A 13625-nucleotide genomic window follows, 5' to 3' on the forward strand; every position below is an offset into this window, starting at 1 on the left:
TTACCAATAGCTTTTGATTTTAGGGATTGGCGCGGGTTTCGGGTCTGCATTGAGTTCGAAATCAAACAAGCGATTAAAAGAATCTGCTGAGCCGTCAACTTGGTCGTCATTGCTACCAAGTGGGAATAGTTTCAGCTCGTCAATGTAGGCTTTGTTCCAATCGCCACGTATCAAGCGGACATTACCCGCGTTTACCTGCGCCGCGAAAGGCTCAGAGCGCGTTATCTTGTCACCACTTACTGGCAACACTGCGACGTTATAACCCGCCAATAGTCTTGTGTATGACTTAGCTTGGTCTTTGCCTGCTTGCCCAGGGTCTTGCGGCAATCTGATAGCTGTCAACTTGCCGTCAAGCTGGGCTGTCAACTTGATTGTCGATCTCACAATGCTGCTGTCCCATTGTCCGCGCTCCACGTCTTCAACATAATAATAGCCATCGCCACCATCCCAGATTTTAACGCCTGCCGTGTAATCGCCATCGTCAGCAGTAGATGCCAAATCCCATGCGCGGCATGACTTCTTAGCGGTAGCTGGCAGTGCATCAACAACCTCAAGCATGGCAGTTTTAAATTCACCGCCTTCGCCTGGTGTAGGCTCTTGTTGATATTGACCTGCAAACATATATGGCTGCGCCTCCTGCATTGCTTTGAGTTTTGTCACATCATGCTTGGCAGGCCATAGCGCCGTGCCGTCGGGCTGTAACGCTGGCAGCTTCATCTGCTCCCATTCGTCGTCGTCATTACCCGCCATCAACCAGCCTGTTAAATCATCCTCGTGCAATCGCTGCATAATGATGATCATGGGTGTTTTTATCGGGTCGTTCAGGCGTGACTTTAACGTCTCAGCAAACCACTCTTGTACGTTTTGCCGCCGTTTCTTGCTTCGCGCCTCTGATGCTTTGTGCGGGTCATCGACCAAGATCGCGCCGCCAAAAGAGTCGCGCATCTTACCAGCACCGTAACCTGTCATCGTACCGCCAACACCAGCGGAATAACTCACACCGCCCTTTGTTGTACCCCAATGACCTTTTGCGTCTTGGTCAGCTTTAACTTGCGTATCAGGGAACAGCTCTTGATACGCCTCAGCCTTTATCAAGTCCCGCGCTTGTGCGTTGTAGTTATGCGCCAAGTCCGCGCTGTATGATGTGTAGATAAACTCACTGTCAGGCGTTTTGCCCATGCACCATGCAACAAAATTAACAATAACCAGCTCGGTTTTTGAGTAGCGCGGCGGAATGTTAATGATCAGCCGTGTCGTCTTGCCGTTGTAAACATCCTCCAGCGCTCGACATATCTTTTCATGATGCCAATTACGCATCCACTTATAGTTACGGCGCTTATAAAACATATAGCGGCTGAACCAGTAAAAATCTGTGCGCGCTAACGTTTGGAATGCGAGTAAGTCAACAGCATCAGTAGTCATTCCGCCTTTGCTCCATGTACTGCATCATCTGCTCAGGTGTTAGATTTACAACCTCCTGTTGTATTGGCTTACCGTCTTTACCTGTGTGCTCATGTACGTCTTTAAACATACCCAAATGCCTTGCCACGTTATCAAGTGCCTTTAGCTTATCGACAATATTAATCTTTAACCCGAACTTGGTCTGCTCTACGCCCTGATAAATCAGCTTGGCAGCGGGTGACAGCTCGGTAGTGTCTGCAATATGCACATACTCAACGCCCAGACCGCGACACTCAGGACAGTCAGCGTTTGGTGCGCGCGTAACATCGTAATCAGTACCGCCAGCACAATCAGGCTCAGGCTTTTCGCTATCTACAGCGTGCTTGCAAGCTGCCTCGTACTCTTTGGGCGTCCATTGATACTCGTGGTCGGCACCGTGGCAATATCGGCAATTGATGCGCCGCAACTGTGTCAACTCATTGTGATCAGCATTTGCCATCTGCCACCACTTGAGCACCACGGCGTCTTTTGTGATGTGCAAGCGCTTAATACACTCCGCTGTAGCATCTTCGATGGCCTCGTTGATACGTTCGTCTGATAGCAGTTTTTGGGCTTGCTGTGCCGCATATTTAGGGCTATAACCTGCGCGTATTGCCGCTTGTGTTCCGTTATAGTCAATGATGTACTCGAGTGCAAAGAGGCGCATCATGGGCGTAAGACTCTTAGACTGTCCCATGCTCACCTCCAAATTATTTACCGCGCTCTATCTTGCTCACAAGCGCCTTGGCCTCGCTGCTACCATTGCTTGCACGGCGTTTTAGTATGTCAAGATACGACCGCTTGGTGATTGGATTGTCAGTGCCGTGATAGCGCTCGTATATCGTCTTATGTGATGTTTGGTACGTGCTCATAGACACCTCAAACGGATATAAAAAGCCTGCATGTGGCTAAAAAGTAGACGGCTTAGCAATACTGCGAGTAAGCGACATAAAGCCTTTTTGTAAGTCAGTCTTAGCAATAGCCAACCAGCGCTTATCTTCGTATCCAGTCTTGCTTAGATGCTCAATAAAATCACCGACCTGACTAGCTAACTCTTTCGAGCGATTCATCAGGTCGATTTCTTCCTGAGTTAAATCGCGATAACCTGTGATCTTCTTGTGTTGGTTGTCCATGGTTTGCTCCAGCTGGGTAATTTCAGATATAAAAAAGCCCCATCGGATAGATGAGGCGTTATATTATTGGTTCGCTTTACGTAATTCGCTTAGCGTATCACTAATTTATATTATTCAGGGTACTTTGTCAATCAATATCGCTTAGATACTTAGTTATCTCTTTTTGATTGGCTTTAAGCAGCTTTATCAAGTCGCCCCTGACCCAATCACTAATCGGTCTATCTCCTGTCAGCCACTGCCTGATACGTCTGCTGTCAATATCAAAATCACGCGCCAAATTTGCTTGCCACTGATCGCCGTATAATAGACGACCTCCTCGCTCTAGCTGCTCAATAGTCATAGTCTCAGCCTCCATGTTTATTTAGATGTCCAGTTTTTCAGCTGCCCAATTGCCGCCTCTAGTTTTTGCATATGCTCTATTTTTAATACTAAATCTAATAAATCCGCCTCGCCAAACGAGCTATTTATGTAGTATGGCCTAGTATTATCGGGTGATACCCAGTCACCATACACATCCCCTTGAAACTGTACTTGCAATCTATAGACAGGATGCAGTTGCGGAGTGCTGGATTTTGCAGCCTCAATTCTCGCCATTACTCCCATCTCGTAGTCACGCCACATTTTCGCAGTATCCTCGTGACCCATTAGCGCCCATTTTTGTATTCGTTGCGCCCTATTTACTGGCTGTAGATTCTGCATCAACCGATATTCGTAATTCAGAATATCATCACGCCGCGCTTGCTGCTCACTACTCAACATCGGATTGGAGAAATATTTAACATGATGTTGAATCTGTTCAAGCAAATCGATTGTTGTACCATCGGTATCAAACTCTATCGAGTCGTTTTTACGCCTGCAAATCAATCTAAATTTCATCACAACCTCCCTGCTGCGCTGACTCATTAACCAAACGCTCAATTAATTCTCGATTATCTGCAATCTCAACAAATACATCTGATAGGTCGATGTCTGCTAGCGTCGCTGGCGGAACGTCACCTATTTTTATGCCGCTCCGCATTGGTGGCGGGATTCTAACCACTGAAATTTCAACATTTGACAGTCTAACGCCGAAACTAAAATCATATTCCAATTCTGCGATAATGCCACGTCTTTTAACAGATAACGTCATGATTGTTTTGTATATATTGTCACGAGCCAACATGCTCTCGTGAGTATCTAATTTACCGACCATGATGTCGGCACCTCTGATATCTAAATTTGCAAACTCATTGATTATGTTTATTTTTTTCATGATCCCGCTCCGTATCGATGATTATTTAGCTAAAAACGCTTGTCCAGCCTCAATCCATGAGTCTTGATTTTTACCAGTTTTAGTCTCAAACTGACCCAAATCAATATCGTAGTAGTGTTTGTTCTGCGCCACAGATGCGCGTAATTTGTACCATGCGTTATTACTCATTGATTTCCAGTCGTGACCCAAGATAGCAAGCACGACATCATCATCAAAATAAACGCGGTTTTTGCCATAGCCAGTCCAAGTGTTGCCGCCAATCGCTACTAATTTTTGTACTGGATCTGCTGCCAAGCCGTATACATATTTCAGAGCAAGTGCAAAAGTTGCGCTGTAGCTGTCACCTTTTTTGATGATGTTGCGAGTAACTTGGTGGGCTTTTTTGAAGATATTTGACTTGTTCATGATGTTATCTCTCTTAGAGTTAGTCTGGTACGATTACCTTGACTTGATGATTTATTGTACCTCGTAATAGGTACTAATACAACCATTTATTTAAAATAAATCAAACTATTTCACACTTTAGCGCATATCTGACAAATCCCTCGGCTCGTGCTAAGTGCTGATAAACGATATGCTTACTCACTTTGCGCTTACTGTCCTCACCGTATTTAATGCGCGTAAAATGAGTATGCGCGATATACTCAGGCTTTTGCTGTAGATAGTAGTGCAAAAACACTGAGTTATAAGCATCAACGTCATCATCTCTCAACTCAATCAGGACCTCGTTAACTCTCATAGCATCGTCATCGTTGAGCATTGCTACACTGCGATACTGTCTAGCTGTAGTCACATCGACAATCGGCGCTTTGTGCATGATAGATTCCATGTTGGATTTGTAGCTCAGATTGTCGAGTCCGCTACGACTCCATGCACCCCATTGCTCTAGTAGCTCTACGATATTATCGGTCATACTCAATCCCTCACCCATTTAAGTTCGTCTGGTATCTTTAACATCACGTCTTTTGCGTAGCAGTAACGCTCAATTTTGTCTAAATACTCTTTCATTTGTGCTGTGCTGGCTTTCGTTGTGCTTGTTTGTCTAATGACGTTTGCGGCTATTGATTTGTACATACCCTCGTCAATCGCCTTGCCCTTACCGTGTACACCAAAGTTGCTATGTGCTGCCTGACTCCTCGGACTTGCCCCACACTCACAGCAAGAAAGCGACCTAATCAGATTAAGTCGCTGCGGATTTCTATTCATTTTTACCCTGCAATATCTCAATCTTGCGCTGTATTGTGTCTTGCGCCTCTTGCAAGTCTTTAATCAGGTCTTTAGAGCCACGCTTACCGCCACATAGCAGTTTTTTAACTGCATGTTGAATACAGCCTGAATTATCCTCAACGTACAAATCACAGATAACGTAAACATCTATCGTGTCGTAGTCGCTCACGTCTTTGTGATAGTGCGAATGTTTTCGGCCTTTTTCTCTTGGTTCATATTTATCTAAAATCTCTTCCTTGCAGTACCAAGCGCAAACGTCGATAAACTCGGTTTTCAAGCGGTACTGACCTCCCTTGCAGTCAACAACCTCAACATTTACACCGCTATCCTTGTGAACCAACTCACTACCAATCTCAATCTCACTCACAATCACCCCCTTGCCGTTTTGTTGCCGTTGCTGCGCTCTCGCTCAGTCGGTAATCTCTCAAAAAATTGGCCACACTGTCTTTACAAACATCACCACCATCCATCGGCGTTGTCTCAATAAGCGCTTGGCCATCGCAATCTACTGATATCGCCGTTACCTCGCATCGCATATTTTCGCGCTTGTGCGTGCAGCTCATGCCCACGTTGATAGGTCGTCTTAGCTTGATATCACTCATAGATCACCTCTTCAAAATCCTGCAAAAACACCATCTTGCGCGCCACATTGACGGTCTTGTGCTCAGTCTGATAACTCACATTTGCATCACTCACGTATAAGACTAAAACCATCGCACCGCTTTGCTTGTTTTTCCATTTGCCGCTTATATCCATATTGCCACCTATATAAATCTATACCCACATGCTCCATATTTGCGTTCTAAGCACGCTCTGACCTTTTAAGCCACCCTTGCATCAAACCAACTTTAAAACCTCACCTTGAGCCGATTTGATGCGATTGTGTGCGTGATTATCCTTTGATTCCCATGTAATCTAGCAACTGCTTAAATGCTTCCTGATAACCGCTTTTCACTACTGCTAAATAACCTTCGTCTGAGAGCATCTGTAATCGTTCTATTTGCTCGTCTGAGGTAATGCCACCACTTTCATCTTTAAGTTCAATCCTGAGTCCGTGGTAGCCATTACGAGCTATATCTATCACCAAGTCTGGATACCCACTCTTGACACCGCTATGTTTTAACCCTGCTGCGACTCGCTTTGACCGTTTACCGCCATTTGGTACGTGTACGATGTAATCTGATAGCGTCCTACCTTTGTACGGTATTTTCTTAGCTTCACGGATAACTTTGTTTTGTATTTGCGCCTCTGATAGTTCGGTCATTAGCGGTCATCCTTTTTCATTTTTCCAGCGAGCGCCCAACACCAGCCAACACTACCTGTACGTGATTTAAATGATTCGACCTTACCGTTTTTTTGTAACTGATTAAGTGCCTTACGCACCCAATAAGACTTGCCTTTCCAATTAGTATCTTTGTCGCAAGTAATCCACCATGTGGGCGCATAACCGTGATTAACTACATGCTCTCGACCCAAATAATCAAGTAATACCTGCTGATAACCTTCGCCTAATTCCTGCTCTAATCTATCCATCACTTCACCTCTCTAATGATCTGCTTAGCTTTACTCGCTGCCATTTCCTCACTCGTACCGTCCGTGTACTTAACGAGTAGCTTGTGCATTCCGATTGCCGTTAGACTCTGAACATACTTTTGATTGTTGAAGTTTTTGCGTTTTGGTTGGCTCATGACTGTTCCACCTTTGATATGTCTATCATTTTTGTTTCAACCATTTCAGCTAATCCCTTGCCGTGGTCTTTAATATCAACAAACCATCTTTCGGTTTTTGAGCTGGGCGATATAGATACATTGTCAATTCCAGCCGTAGGTACTAACAACTCCATCACTCGCAAGGCATCATCAAAACCAGAAGCCACTATTTTTATATTTCTCATGCGCTCAATCTCCGTAATTCTGCTAACTGCTTGGTGATTTGCTTATCCGCCTCTGAACCTGCTTGTACTGGCGTATGCTCGTATGCCAACTGATGTGTTTCAGGTACTTTAAAATCTGCGCCCTCGCTGTGCTCTTTGCAGACCTCGGGATAATGCTTTTGCCATGCTTTGTAGCTGACTGATTCAGGCTGTGTCTTGAGTTCCCACGTACCGACTCGTTTTGCCGTCTCAAGCGTTACTTCGTGCTTATACTGGCCTTGTGCTGCTGCTAGGTACTCACTACGCATATCAGGGTATTTACTAGCTGTCTCAGTGCGTCCTAGTTCAAGAAAGTCGGCTGGTGCCGTTGGGGGCCATTGCAAACCTAATGACTTGCGTTTGGCTGAATGAAACTCGTCTGCTGTGATGTCTAGGTCGTTTAGTGCGATATGCCAAACGGTTACTGTGTCCAAATCCCAATCTTCATCTTTCATTTTTGATCTAAACAACTTTTTCCAGCCTTTGAACAAACTAGCTATATTCTCTTTCTCTAGCTGCTCGCTCTGCTGCGAGTTGTGCGTCAAGGTTGGCTGCATAGCTGTCTGCTTGTGACTGCTTAGGTTGGCTGCTATGTGATTGGCTGTTTGCATTGTTATTCCCCTGATATTTAGCTTTATTACGCTGATAGTCTCTTTTGATCCAGTCAGACAACATATCTTTGCGTCTGCCCTCAGTGTGGATGTACGAACCCTCAATCTCTTTTTCTGCGTAATAGTTCTTGAATTTATCCGAATGGTATTGGTACTGGCTGTCAGTTAATGCCGGTACTGGAGGTGATCCCATCATCAGCATTGCGTTGATCTCTGTTAGCTCAGGTTCTTTCCAGTCGGATATTGAATCAAGCACTGAATATTCATCAGCTGTGTTACTACTAATAAATGGTTCTTGGTTATTGGTTATTGGTTCTTGGTTAGGGTTTAATCCGCTTTCCAGTGGCAACCCATCGGAAACCGACTGGGTTTTTTTGGGTTCTTTTTTAGGTGGTCTACCGCCTTTTTTGCCGTTCTTGCGGTTCTTTTCCGCATTGGCCTGATACTTTTCGATCTCAGACTCAATGCGTTTGTGATAAAAACCGTCTTCACGCTCTTCAAAAAAGTCGTTTAGCACGTCAAGCAGCATCTTTTCATGCTCTGCAATATCCAAACTTAACCGACGCATAACCGAGTGGGTTTTGATGGGTATTGGCTTTTCGTCTAAGTAGTAGAGGTCAATAAGGGCGCGGTAAATGTAGTGCTCCATCGGCGTAAGGTGGGCAGTGTCTTTTTTATAGTCCGCAATGTTGAAGCTGTAGTAATGCACTGTCAGTCCCTCCCTTTTTGGCGTTTTTAATAAAATCAGCAATTAATCCATCAGCGTCTTCAAACCATTCTCCGTGCTTTCTGTATTTAGAAAACTCTTTATGCAGCTGTCGTTCGATGTCTTGGTCAATTATGAGTAGAACATCCAAGACAACACCTGATCCGCACTGAATAGATTGCTTTCGGGTTTTTACATCCGTAGACCGACCTATTTTCACCAGTCCTGTTATTGGGTTTTTGAAAAAGTAAGTTGATATATTTTTTTGTCTGGCCTGCCCCAAACGAGTGCTTGATATAGATGGAATAATCATGTAACCCTCGTAATAAACAAGCATCGACAAAAGACTGTTTGCTGTGCTGATGACTAATGGATAATGCCCAAAACTCTTGAGCATTGTTTTTAGGTTGTCTTTTGCCAGTGTCATTTGATAACAGGCGCTATTCATGGAGTCTCTATAGTCTTTAGGGTTATCCAGAAAAGACTCTGTAATATCTTGCGCCTCTTGGTATCTAGCCATGGTGTAGCCAATGGAGTACATGGCTACCTCCATCGCTCTTATCTCAGATACAAGTCCCGATTCAATGTCGGCTGACAGAAAATCTAGGCCGTTTTCCAAAGCAGATATATCTTTAAAAGACAACCCAATTATTTTGTGGCTGTCTCTTACATTTAATTGATTTGTATTTCCCATCTTGATATACTCCGATTATTCGTTAAGTAGTATTCAAAACCCTGATCAGTCCGACCTGATTAGGGTTTTTTAATGCTTGTCCAAAATGATATAGCCGACTCTTACGCCTGACTTATTGATCCTGTGGACAACCATATCCATATTGCCAAGCTCTGATATGATGCGTGACATGGCGGTGCGCGGTAGTCGACGATCAAAAAAGCATGGTCTGACCACCTTGCCCGACTGTAGTGCTCGCTTAAAATCACTGATAAGCGCTGTGTTAAACTTAAGCACCTTGCTGGGACTGCCTTTGTAGCGCGGTAGCGTGTCCAGCGTTTGCGCTGTGATGACCAAGGCACTGGCTTTGATCGGTCTGATTGATCCGTGGCAGCATGTGCGGCTACCATTGATGTGATGTGGGCAGTTGTTGCAGTTCATTTGATATCCTCAAGCTGAGCAAGAGATGGGCATAGATCTTTAGCCTTTACCTTGCCCTTGGTTAATCTTTCGGCTTTCTGCGCGTTAAGCGATGTGATGCCGTGCTTTTTAAAGAGCCATCCACGTACTGTTGGCTGCTTAACGCCAAGCGCAGTAGCGGTTTTTGTTTGACTGCCAAAATAGGCAACCAAGTTTTTTACTGGCTCTGATACTTGCTTGTCTATATTTTTCATAGTCTATCCTCTTGTTTCTTATTGATTATATAGGTATACCTTTATAACGTCAATGATACCAATCTAAAATTTCATGTTGACTGATTATAGGCAAGCCTATAAGATAAGCGGCAGAATTGGAGGGCGTTATGGAACTTAAAGACAGACTTAAAAAGGCACGCAAAGCTGCTGGGCTGACTCAAAAAGATGTTGAAAAGAATATTCCCAACCTGAAGCAATCAACATACAGCGAGCTAGAAAGAGGGATTAGCAAAAGCACGTCCCGAATTGTGGAGCTTGCAAGTCTGTTTGATGTGAGCGCCGAATGGTTGGCAAATGGCAGCGGAGAAATGCGCGTCGACTACAAGTCGTTGCATGACTACATAATTACTGGCGGTGATGAGTCGCCCAGTAGCGATGAGTATGTGATCATAAAAGAGTATGATGTAAGCGCTAGCTGTGGCGGCGGATCAATGGTGGGGGATGTAGTAGTTAAGGGCGATCTGCTATTTAGACGTGACTGGGTGGACGGTTTATCCGTCAAGGCCAGTGATTTGGCTGTCATTTACGCGCAAGGGGAGTCAATGAGTCCTACTGTTGTATCAGGGCGGGCTCTTGTCGTTGATCAATCCGCTATACAACCTCAGTCAGCCAAGATATATGTAGTATGTATAGATGGGCAGCTTTACATTAAAAGACTCGTTAATATGTACGACAAATGGGTAATGCGCTCGGACAACCCCAACAAGAACCTTTACCCAGATATAGAGATCACCTCAGAAAGCATGAGCAATGTTGACATTCAAGGCCGTGTTATCTGGCAAGGCGGTATGCTGTAAAATATCACAAAGGTAACAAATACAACCCGCTATTTGCGGGTTTTTTTTCGTCTGCCAATAATGGCCTACCTATATTTAATTTTAAAAATATCGGCTTTCCTGTTGACATTAAATAAAGGTATACCTATAATAAATCATATCGCAACGGAACACCGAGCGGACGACGCAGCGATTAACTATTTAACAGCATGGTATTGGATTTGGTTATTTACATACCTGCGTGCGCCAAGGCAATCGCAGGCAGTTAATAACTCAACGAGCAATAGCTCACCAAAAAAAGGAATAAGACTATGTTGGAATTAGTAGATGCTTATGTTGTGTTCTCAGACTGCGAAGCCGAGAAGCTTGTAGGCAGTTTTGATGTGAACAAAACCAAGAAAGAAGGGGTTGGTAGTCAAAAGGAGTTGGCGGATATTATTTCGGAAGTGTTCGAAGAACAAGGTAAAAAGATAATTCGTTTATCAATACGTCCTAGCAAGGGACTAGCGGCGTGATAGCTATTGAAATATAGCCGATTATCAGTAGTCGGCTATGGCGCAATAACTGAAAAGGAGAGAAGTATGGCATGTAAATGCATAGACGAAGTGCCAAAGCGAGTTATGGCTCTTATGAACGAGCAGCCAGAACATCAGGAAAAGCCGGTAACAGATGCTTGTTTCAAGGATATGGTTTTCCCGATATGTGATGGCAAGTTATCGACTGTCCTTAAATCGAACATCGCGCTCACGGTCAAAGGTCGGCAAACACCAAAGAAGACCTATGTAACCCATTCTTACTGCCCATTTTGTGGCACTGAGTATTAAAAAAGGAGGCAAACATGTCTTTACAGGACGATATCGCAGCTCAAGAGCAGCGTAACAAGAATCTAAAAAGTATCGGCATTGGCGCTATCAAGTCAGAGCCAAAAGCCCGACGCAGTACAAAGGATCGCATCAATGCTGCTGAACGTCAGCAAAAGATGCGCGTTTTGGAAGCGCTACGTGACGGCAAGCGCACTATCCCGAAAGACTGGGAGCGAGGGTATCACGCAGCAATGAGCGCCGCAGAACGTGCGCTTGATGGTAAATAAAGGGGAAAGGTATGCGAACGCCAGAACAGACCGCAACAGTAGATTATCAGGTAGCAACTTACGAAGGCAGTATCGAGGTTGCGTGTGATGAAAATGATGATGACGAATATATCATCGGTCAAGCTAAAAGAATTTTGACAAGAAGAGGTGGTGGGTCACTACCCTACGGCTGCGAATACTGGAAAGTAATTAGCAGAAATTAACACCCACAAAAAAGCCGCCTGTGTCTGGAAACGGAGGCGGCTTTACTTAACTAGAACTAGCAAGGAGTCAATTATGACACAGCTAAACAGAATATCGCAAGCAAAACCTTGGTCTTTAAAAGACAAAGTTATGTTTGCGCTTATAGCAACAGCCATGGGCACAGGCATCGCCTACAGCGGTGCACATGCAATAGACGCATCGATCCAGCAGCAAGACGAGATGACGGAGCGCCACAAGCTCTACATCCACGGCTACTACACAAAGAACGGCTGCCAGATAGGTTGTGATGATGACTATGAGTCATCGCCGCAAGCAGCAGCTGCCAGACACGCCAACCAGTTTTTAGCCACAGCACGCACGGAGGTGACCCATGATACGCATTAAACCAGCACGCGCAGCGCTCAACCTCAAAAGCGCACGCAAATGCGCTGATGGCCTGATCGGTGCTCGCATTGACATAACTGACATCAACGGCGCAACCGCTTACTACGCTTGCCGCGCTCAGCGCGTCACTGCTTTTAAAGCAAAGCTAGAGCGTGACAGTATCAAAGCCTTTGACGACGGCAGATGGCAGACAGTGACGGTCGATGACGACACAGCAGACATGTTGTTTGACAGCATCAAGGAGCTGGCCACTGAATACTATCATCTGTTTGTCAAAGATGATAAGGACGGCAAAAAGTCAATGTGGTCGGACACTATTGTGATGGCTGCTGATGCTGATTATTACAAGCGTCACACGATTAAGATCGGCAGCTACATATTTGAGACGCACAGCGGCTATGACTTGGCGGCGCCAGGCGCACAGTCGATCAGCTACAAAGTAATTGGTGACACTGGGTTTAGCTCGCACAGCTTGCGACTCGACAAGCCCAGCAGGTTATTGGAGCGCTTGCAAAAGCAAATGCGGGTTGCGCATGATCGCTACGAGCGTGCACGAGATGCAAAGCCCATCGGCTTTAAGACTTGGGGCGACATGCACAACTATCGCCACAGTACAGGCCAATACGCAACATCACAGCGACAATATGAGCGTCGTACAAATCGGATGCGGGGTAATTGATCATGAGCAATCAAAGCGACCCGCGTGCGGCTGGCGGTTATATCAGCCCACTCAAGCATCCCAAGGATCAAACATGGGCGGAAATGATGGCAGATATTGAGTATGAGCAAAAGCTCAATTATGCCAAGCGTTTAGCCAGACACAACCAAACAGGATAAGGGGATAAACACCATGGCTATCGTAATCCTAGTATTGGGCAATAGCGGTACTGGCAAGTCTTACAGCTTGCACAATTTAGATCCCAAGCAATGCGCGATGATCAACGTGATGGGCAAGCCGCTGCCCTTTCGCGCTGGTCGCCACATCCGCGCAGCAAACACGGATAACGCTTACTGGATTAATGAAAATCTACCAGCGTTTAAGTGCCCGATTGTTGTTATTGATGACTTTCAGTACGTCATGGTTAACGAGTTTATGCGCGGCGTGACTGACGAGGGTGCGGGTAACTCTGTTTTTCAGCGGTTTAACCGAATTGGGCAGAATGCTTGGAACATCCTAAATACAGCTATCAATAACACTGGCCCCGATCAGCGTATTTATATCTTGTCTCACATCGAAGAGGTCGATGGCAAAACTAAGATCAAAACGATGGGCAAGATGCTTGATGAAAAGATTGTCTTAGAAGGCATGGTTACTATCGTACTGCAAACCGCTATCAGAAACGGCGAGCACTACTTTATGACCAAAAACGACGGCACAACCACTGTTAAAACGCCACATGAAATGTTTAGCAGTGAATTAATCGCAAACGACCTGAACGCTGTAGATGACGCTATTTGCGAATACTACGGCATTCAAAAACACCAAACCCAACCCGAAACTATTGAACAATAAGGAATCATT

At 45.1% G+C, this 13625-nt stretch carries 28 protein-coding genes; 8 read left to right on the forward strand and 20 right to left on the reverse strand.

Annotated elements, in window-relative coordinates:
• The 20 genes from terL to ACFI32_RS08015 form a co-directional block, all read right to left on the reverse strand.
• Complete coding sequence (gene terL, locus ACFI32_RS07920; RefSeq protein ID WP_462625986.1) at positions 1-1422, reverse strand: phage terminase large subunit; 1422 nt, start codon at positions 1420-1422, stop codon at positions 1-3.
• Complete coding sequence (locus ACFI32_RS07925) at positions 1412-2137, reverse strand: terminase small subunit (RefSeq protein WP_462625987.1); 726 nt, start codon at positions 2135-2137, stop codon at positions 1412-1414. Before ACFI32_RS07925 ends, terL begins: the two co-directional genes overlap by 11 nt.
• A gap of 13 nt (positions 2138-2150) precedes the next feature.
• On the reverse strand, positions 2151-2312 hold the full coding sequence (locus ACFI32_RS07930) for a hypothetical protein (protein ID WP_462625988.1): 162 nt from the start codon (positions 2310-2312) through the stop codon (positions 2151-2153).
• A gap of 36 nt (positions 2313-2348) precedes the next feature.
• Positions 2349-2573, reverse strand: coding sequence for an Acb2/Tad1 domain-containing protein (locus ACFI32_RS07935; RefSeq protein WP_462625989.1), 225 nt, complete (start codon positions 2571-2573; stop codon positions 2349-2351).
• Between the two features lie 127 nt (positions 2574-2700).
• On the reverse strand, positions 2701-2913 hold the full coding sequence (locus ACFI32_RS07940; RefSeq protein WP_462625990.1) for a helix-turn-helix domain-containing protein: 213 nt from the start codon (positions 2911-2913) through the stop codon (positions 2701-2703).
• A 17-nt stretch (positions 2914-2930) separates the two neighbouring features.
• Entirely contained in the window at positions 2931-3449 is a 519-nt protein-coding gene (locus ACFI32_RS07945) for a hypothetical protein (RefSeq protein WP_462625991.1), read from the reverse strand.
• The gene (locus tag ACFI32_RS07950; protein WP_462625992.1) at positions 3439-3825 is read right to left on the reverse strand and encodes a hypothetical protein; all 387 of its coding nucleotides are present in this window, start codon (positions 3823-3825) and stop codon (positions 3439-3441) included. Before ACFI32_RS07950 ends, ACFI32_RS07945 begins: the two co-directional genes overlap by 11 nt.
• Positions 3826-3846: 21 nt before the next feature.
• Positions 3847-4230 (reverse strand): hypothetical protein, encoded by a 384-nt coding sequence (locus ACFI32_RS07955; protein WP_462625993.1) that lies wholly within the window; start codon positions 4228-4230, stop codon positions 3847-3849.
• A gap of 100 nt (positions 4231-4330) precedes the next feature.
• Positions 4331-4738: an antiterminator Q family protein gene (locus tag ACFI32_RS07960; protein WP_462625994.1), complete on the reverse strand. Its 408-nt coding sequence runs from the start codon at positions 4736-4738 to the stop codon at positions 4331-4333.
• A gap of 285 nt (positions 4739-5023) precedes the next feature.
• Positions 5024-5419, reverse strand: a complete 396-nt coding sequence (locus ACFI32_RS07965; protein WP_462625995.1) for a hypothetical protein — start codon at positions 5417-5419, stop codon at positions 5024-5026.
• Positions 5412-5654 carry a hypothetical protein gene (locus ACFI32_RS07970; protein WP_462625996.1) on the reverse strand — a complete coding sequence of 81 codons (243 nt, stop codon included), beginning with the start codon at positions 5652-5654 and terminating at the stop codon, positions 5412-5414. Before ACFI32_RS07970 ends, ACFI32_RS07965 begins: the two co-directional genes overlap by 8 nt.
• The gene (locus tag ACFI32_RS07975; RefSeq protein WP_462625997.1) at positions 5647-5808 is read right to left on the reverse strand and encodes a hypothetical protein; all 162 of its coding nucleotides are present in this window, start codon (positions 5806-5808) and stop codon (positions 5647-5649) included. The genes ACFI32_RS07970 and ACFI32_RS07975 overlap by 8 nt, the downstream gene beginning before the upstream one ends.
• A gap of 136 nt (positions 5809-5944) precedes the next feature.
• The gene (locus ACFI32_RS07980) at positions 5945-6316 is read right to left on the reverse strand and encodes a VRR-NUC domain-containing protein (RefSeq protein ID WP_462625998.1); all 372 of its coding nucleotides are present in this window, start codon (positions 6314-6316) and stop codon (positions 5945-5947) included.
• Positions 6316-6585: a hypothetical protein gene (locus tag ACFI32_RS07985; protein WP_462625999.1), complete on the reverse strand. Its 270-nt coding sequence runs from the start codon at positions 6583-6585 to the stop codon at positions 6316-6318. The genes ACFI32_RS07980 and ACFI32_RS07985 overlap by 1 nt, the downstream gene beginning before the upstream one ends.
• 151 nt (positions 6586-6736) lie before the next feature.
• Positions 6737-6946: a hypothetical protein gene (locus ACFI32_RS07990; protein ID WP_462626000.1), complete on the reverse strand. Its 210-nt coding sequence runs from the start codon at positions 6944-6946 to the stop codon at positions 6737-6739.
• The gene (locus tag ACFI32_RS07995) at positions 6943-7521 is read right to left on the reverse strand and encodes a hypothetical protein (RefSeq protein ID WP_462626073.1); all 579 of its coding nucleotides are present in this window, start codon (positions 7519-7521) and stop codon (positions 6943-6945) included. The genes ACFI32_RS07990 and ACFI32_RS07995 overlap by 4 nt, the downstream gene beginning before the upstream one ends.
• Positions 7457-8284, reverse strand: a complete 828-nt coding sequence (locus ACFI32_RS08000) for a YdaU family protein (RefSeq protein WP_462626001.1) — start codon at positions 8282-8284, stop codon at positions 7457-7459. Before ACFI32_RS08000 ends, ACFI32_RS07995 begins: the two co-directional genes overlap by 65 nt.
• The gene (locus tag ACFI32_RS08005) at positions 8250-8975 is read right to left on the reverse strand and encodes a GIY-YIG nuclease family protein (RefSeq protein ID WP_462626002.1); all 726 of its coding nucleotides are present in this window, start codon (positions 8973-8975) and stop codon (positions 8250-8252) included. The genes ACFI32_RS08000 and ACFI32_RS08005 overlap by 35 nt, the downstream gene beginning before the upstream one ends.
• A gap of 69 nt (positions 8976-9044) precedes the next feature.
• Positions 9045-9395, reverse strand: coding sequence for a hypothetical protein (locus ACFI32_RS08010; RefSeq protein ID WP_462626003.1), 351 nt, complete (start codon positions 9393-9395; stop codon positions 9045-9047).
• On the reverse strand, positions 9392-9628 hold the full coding sequence (locus ACFI32_RS08015) for a Cro/CI family transcriptional regulator (protein ID WP_462626004.1): 237 nt from the start codon (positions 9626-9628) through the stop codon (positions 9392-9394). Before ACFI32_RS08015 ends, ACFI32_RS08010 begins: the two co-directional genes overlap by 4 nt.
• Positions 9629-9756: 128 nt before the next feature.
• On the opposite strand from ACFI32_RS08015, the gene ACFI32_RS08020 reads away from it, so the two are divergent.
• The 8 genes from ACFI32_RS08020 (at position 9757) to ACFI32_RS08055 (ending at position 13616) form a co-directional block, all read left to right on the forward strand.
• Complete coding sequence (locus tag ACFI32_RS08020) at positions 9757-10446, forward strand: XRE family transcriptional regulator (RefSeq protein ID WP_462626005.1); 690 nt, start codon at positions 9757-9759, stop codon at positions 10444-10446.
• 290 nt (positions 10447-10736) lie between these two features.
• Positions 10737-10940: a hypothetical protein gene (locus ACFI32_RS08025; protein WP_462626006.1), complete on the forward strand. Its 204-nt coding sequence runs from the start codon at positions 10737-10739 to the stop codon at positions 10938-10940.
• A gap of 323 nt (positions 10941-11263) precedes the next feature.
• On the forward strand, positions 11264-11515 hold the full coding sequence (locus ACFI32_RS08030) for a hypothetical protein (RefSeq protein ID WP_462626007.1): 252 nt from the start codon (positions 11264-11266) through the stop codon (positions 11513-11515).
• Positions 11516-11526: 11 nt separating this feature from the next.
• The gene (locus ACFI32_RS08035) at positions 11527-11718 is read left to right on the forward strand and encodes a hypothetical protein (RefSeq protein ID WP_462626008.1); all 192 of its coding nucleotides are present in this window, start codon (positions 11527-11529) and stop codon (positions 11716-11718) included.
• Positions 11719-11791: 73 nt separating this feature from the next.
• Positions 11792-12103, forward strand: a complete 312-nt coding sequence (locus ACFI32_RS08040; RefSeq protein WP_462626009.1) for a hypothetical protein — start codon at positions 11792-11794, stop codon at positions 12101-12103.
• Positions 12090-12782, forward strand: a complete 693-nt coding sequence (locus ACFI32_RS08045; RefSeq protein WP_462626010.1) for a hypothetical protein — start codon at positions 12090-12092, stop codon at positions 12780-12782. Before ACFI32_RS08040 ends, ACFI32_RS08045 begins: the two co-directional genes overlap by 14 nt.
• 2 nt (positions 12783-12784) lie before the next feature.
• On the forward strand, positions 12785-12940 hold the full coding sequence (locus ACFI32_RS08050) for a hypothetical protein (protein ID WP_462626011.1): 156 nt from the start codon (positions 12785-12787) through the stop codon (positions 12938-12940).
• A 13-nt stretch (positions 12941-12953) separates the two neighbouring features.
• Positions 12954-13616 (forward strand): ATP-binding protein, encoded by a 663-nt coding sequence (locus ACFI32_RS08055; RefSeq protein ID WP_462626012.1) that lies wholly within the window; start codon positions 12954-12956, stop codon positions 13614-13616.
• Positions 13617-13625 lie beyond the last annotated feature (9 nt).

The organism is Psychrobacter sp. PSi21 (genome assembly GCF_054960615.1).

Excerpts from the sequence above, each read along its gene's own strand:
- ACFI32_RS08005 (WP_462626002.1), bottom strand. The coding sequence starts at position 8,975 with ATGGGAAATACAAATCAATTAAATGTAAGAGACAGCCACAAAATAATT.
- ACFI32_RS07995 (WP_462626073.1), bottom strand. The coding sequence starts at position 7,521 with ATGCAGCCAACCTTGACGCACAACTCGCAGCAGAGCGAGCAGCTAGAG.
- ACFI32_RS08030 (WP_462626007.1), top strand. The coding sequence starts at position 11,264 with ATGTCTTTACAGGACGATATCGCAGCTCAAGAGCAGCGTAACAAGAAT.
- ACFI32_RS07940 (WP_462625990.1), bottom strand. The coding sequence starts at position 2,913 with ATGACTATTGAGCAGCTAGAGCGAGGAGGTCGTCTATTATACGGCGAT.
- ACFI32_RS07990 (WP_462626000.1), bottom strand. The coding sequence starts at position 6,946 with ATGAGAAATATAAAAATAGTGGCTTCTGGTTTTGATGATGCCTTGCGA.
- ACFI32_RS07970 (WP_462625996.1), bottom strand. The coding sequence starts at position 5,654 with ATGAGTGATATCAAGCTAAGACGACCTATCAACGTGGGCATGAGCTGC.
- ACFI32_RS08040 (WP_462626009.1), top strand. The coding sequence starts at position 11,792 with ATGACACAGCTAAACAGAATATCGCAAGCAAAACCTTGGTCTTTAAAA.
- ACFI32_RS08035 (WP_462626008.1), top strand. The coding sequence starts at position 11,527 with ATGCGAACGCCAGAACAGACCGCAACAGTAGATTATCAGGTAGCAACT.
- ACFI32_RS08050 (WP_462626011.1), top strand. The coding sequence starts at position 12,785 with ATGAGCAATCAAAGCGACCCGCGTGCGGCTGGCGGTTATATCAGCCCA.
- ACFI32_RS08055 (WP_462626012.1), top strand. The coding sequence starts at position 12,954 with ATGGCTATCGTAATCCTAGTATTGGGCAATAGCGGTACTGGCAAGTCT.
- ACFI32_RS07945 (WP_462625991.1), bottom strand. The coding sequence starts at position 3,449 with ATGAAATTTAGATTGATTTGCAGGCGTAAAAACGACTCGATAGAGTTT.
- ACFI32_RS07985 (WP_462625999.1), bottom strand. The coding sequence starts at position 6,585 with ATGGATAGATTAGAGCAGGAATTAGGCGAAGGTTATCAGCAGGTATTA.
- ACFI32_RS07935 (WP_462625989.1), bottom strand. The coding sequence starts at position 2,573 with ATGGACAACCAACACAAGAAGATCACAGGTTATCGCGATTTAACTCAG.
- ACFI32_RS08025 (WP_462626006.1), top strand. The coding sequence starts at position 10,737 with ATGTTGGAATTAGTAGATGCTTATGTTGTGTTCTCAGACTGCGAAGCC.
- ACFI32_RS08015 (WP_462626004.1), bottom strand. The coding sequence starts at position 9,628 with ATGAAAAATATAGACAAGCAAGTATCAGAGCCAGTAAAAAACTTGGTT.
- ACFI32_RS07955 (WP_462625993.1), bottom strand. The coding sequence starts at position 4,230 with ATGAACAAGTCAAATATCTTCAAAAAAGCCCACCAAGTTACTCGCAAC.
- ACFI32_RS07980 (WP_462625998.1), bottom strand. The coding sequence starts at position 6,316 with ATGACCGAACTATCAGAGGCGCAAATACAAAACAAAGTTATCCGTGAA.
- ACFI32_RS08010 (WP_462626003.1), bottom strand. The coding sequence starts at position 9,395 with ATGAACTGCAACAACTGCCCACATCACATCAATGGTAGCCGCACATGC.
- ACFI32_RS08045 (WP_462626010.1), top strand. The coding sequence starts at position 12,090 with ATGATACGCATTAAACCAGCACGCGCAGCGCTCAACCTCAAAAGCGCA.
- ACFI32_RS07925 (WP_462625987.1), bottom strand. The coding sequence starts at position 2,137 with ATGGGACAGTCTAAGAGTCTTACGCCCATGATGCGCCTCTTTGCACTC.
- ACFI32_RS07960 (WP_462625994.1), bottom strand. The coding sequence starts at position 4,738 with ATGACCGATAATATCGTAGAGCTACTAGAGCAATGGGGTGCATGGAGT.
- terL (WP_462625986.1), bottom strand. The coding sequence starts at position 1,422 with ATGACTACTGATGCTGTTGACTTACTCGCATTCCAAACGTTAGCGCGC.
- ACFI32_RS07950 (WP_462625992.1), bottom strand. The coding sequence starts at position 3,825 with ATGAAAAAAATAAACATAATCAATGAGTTTGCAAATTTAGATATCAGA.
- ACFI32_RS07930 (WP_462625988.1), bottom strand. The coding sequence starts at position 2,312 with ATGAGCACGTACCAAACATCACATAAGACGATATACGAGCGCTATCAC.
- ACFI32_RS07975 (WP_462625997.1), bottom strand. The coding sequence starts at position 5,808 with ATGGATATAAGCGGCAAATGGAAAAACAAGCAAAGCGGTGCGATGGTT.
- ACFI32_RS08020 (WP_462626005.1), top strand. The coding sequence starts at position 9,757 with ATGGAACTTAAAGACAGACTTAAAAAGGCACGCAAAGCTGCTGGGCTG.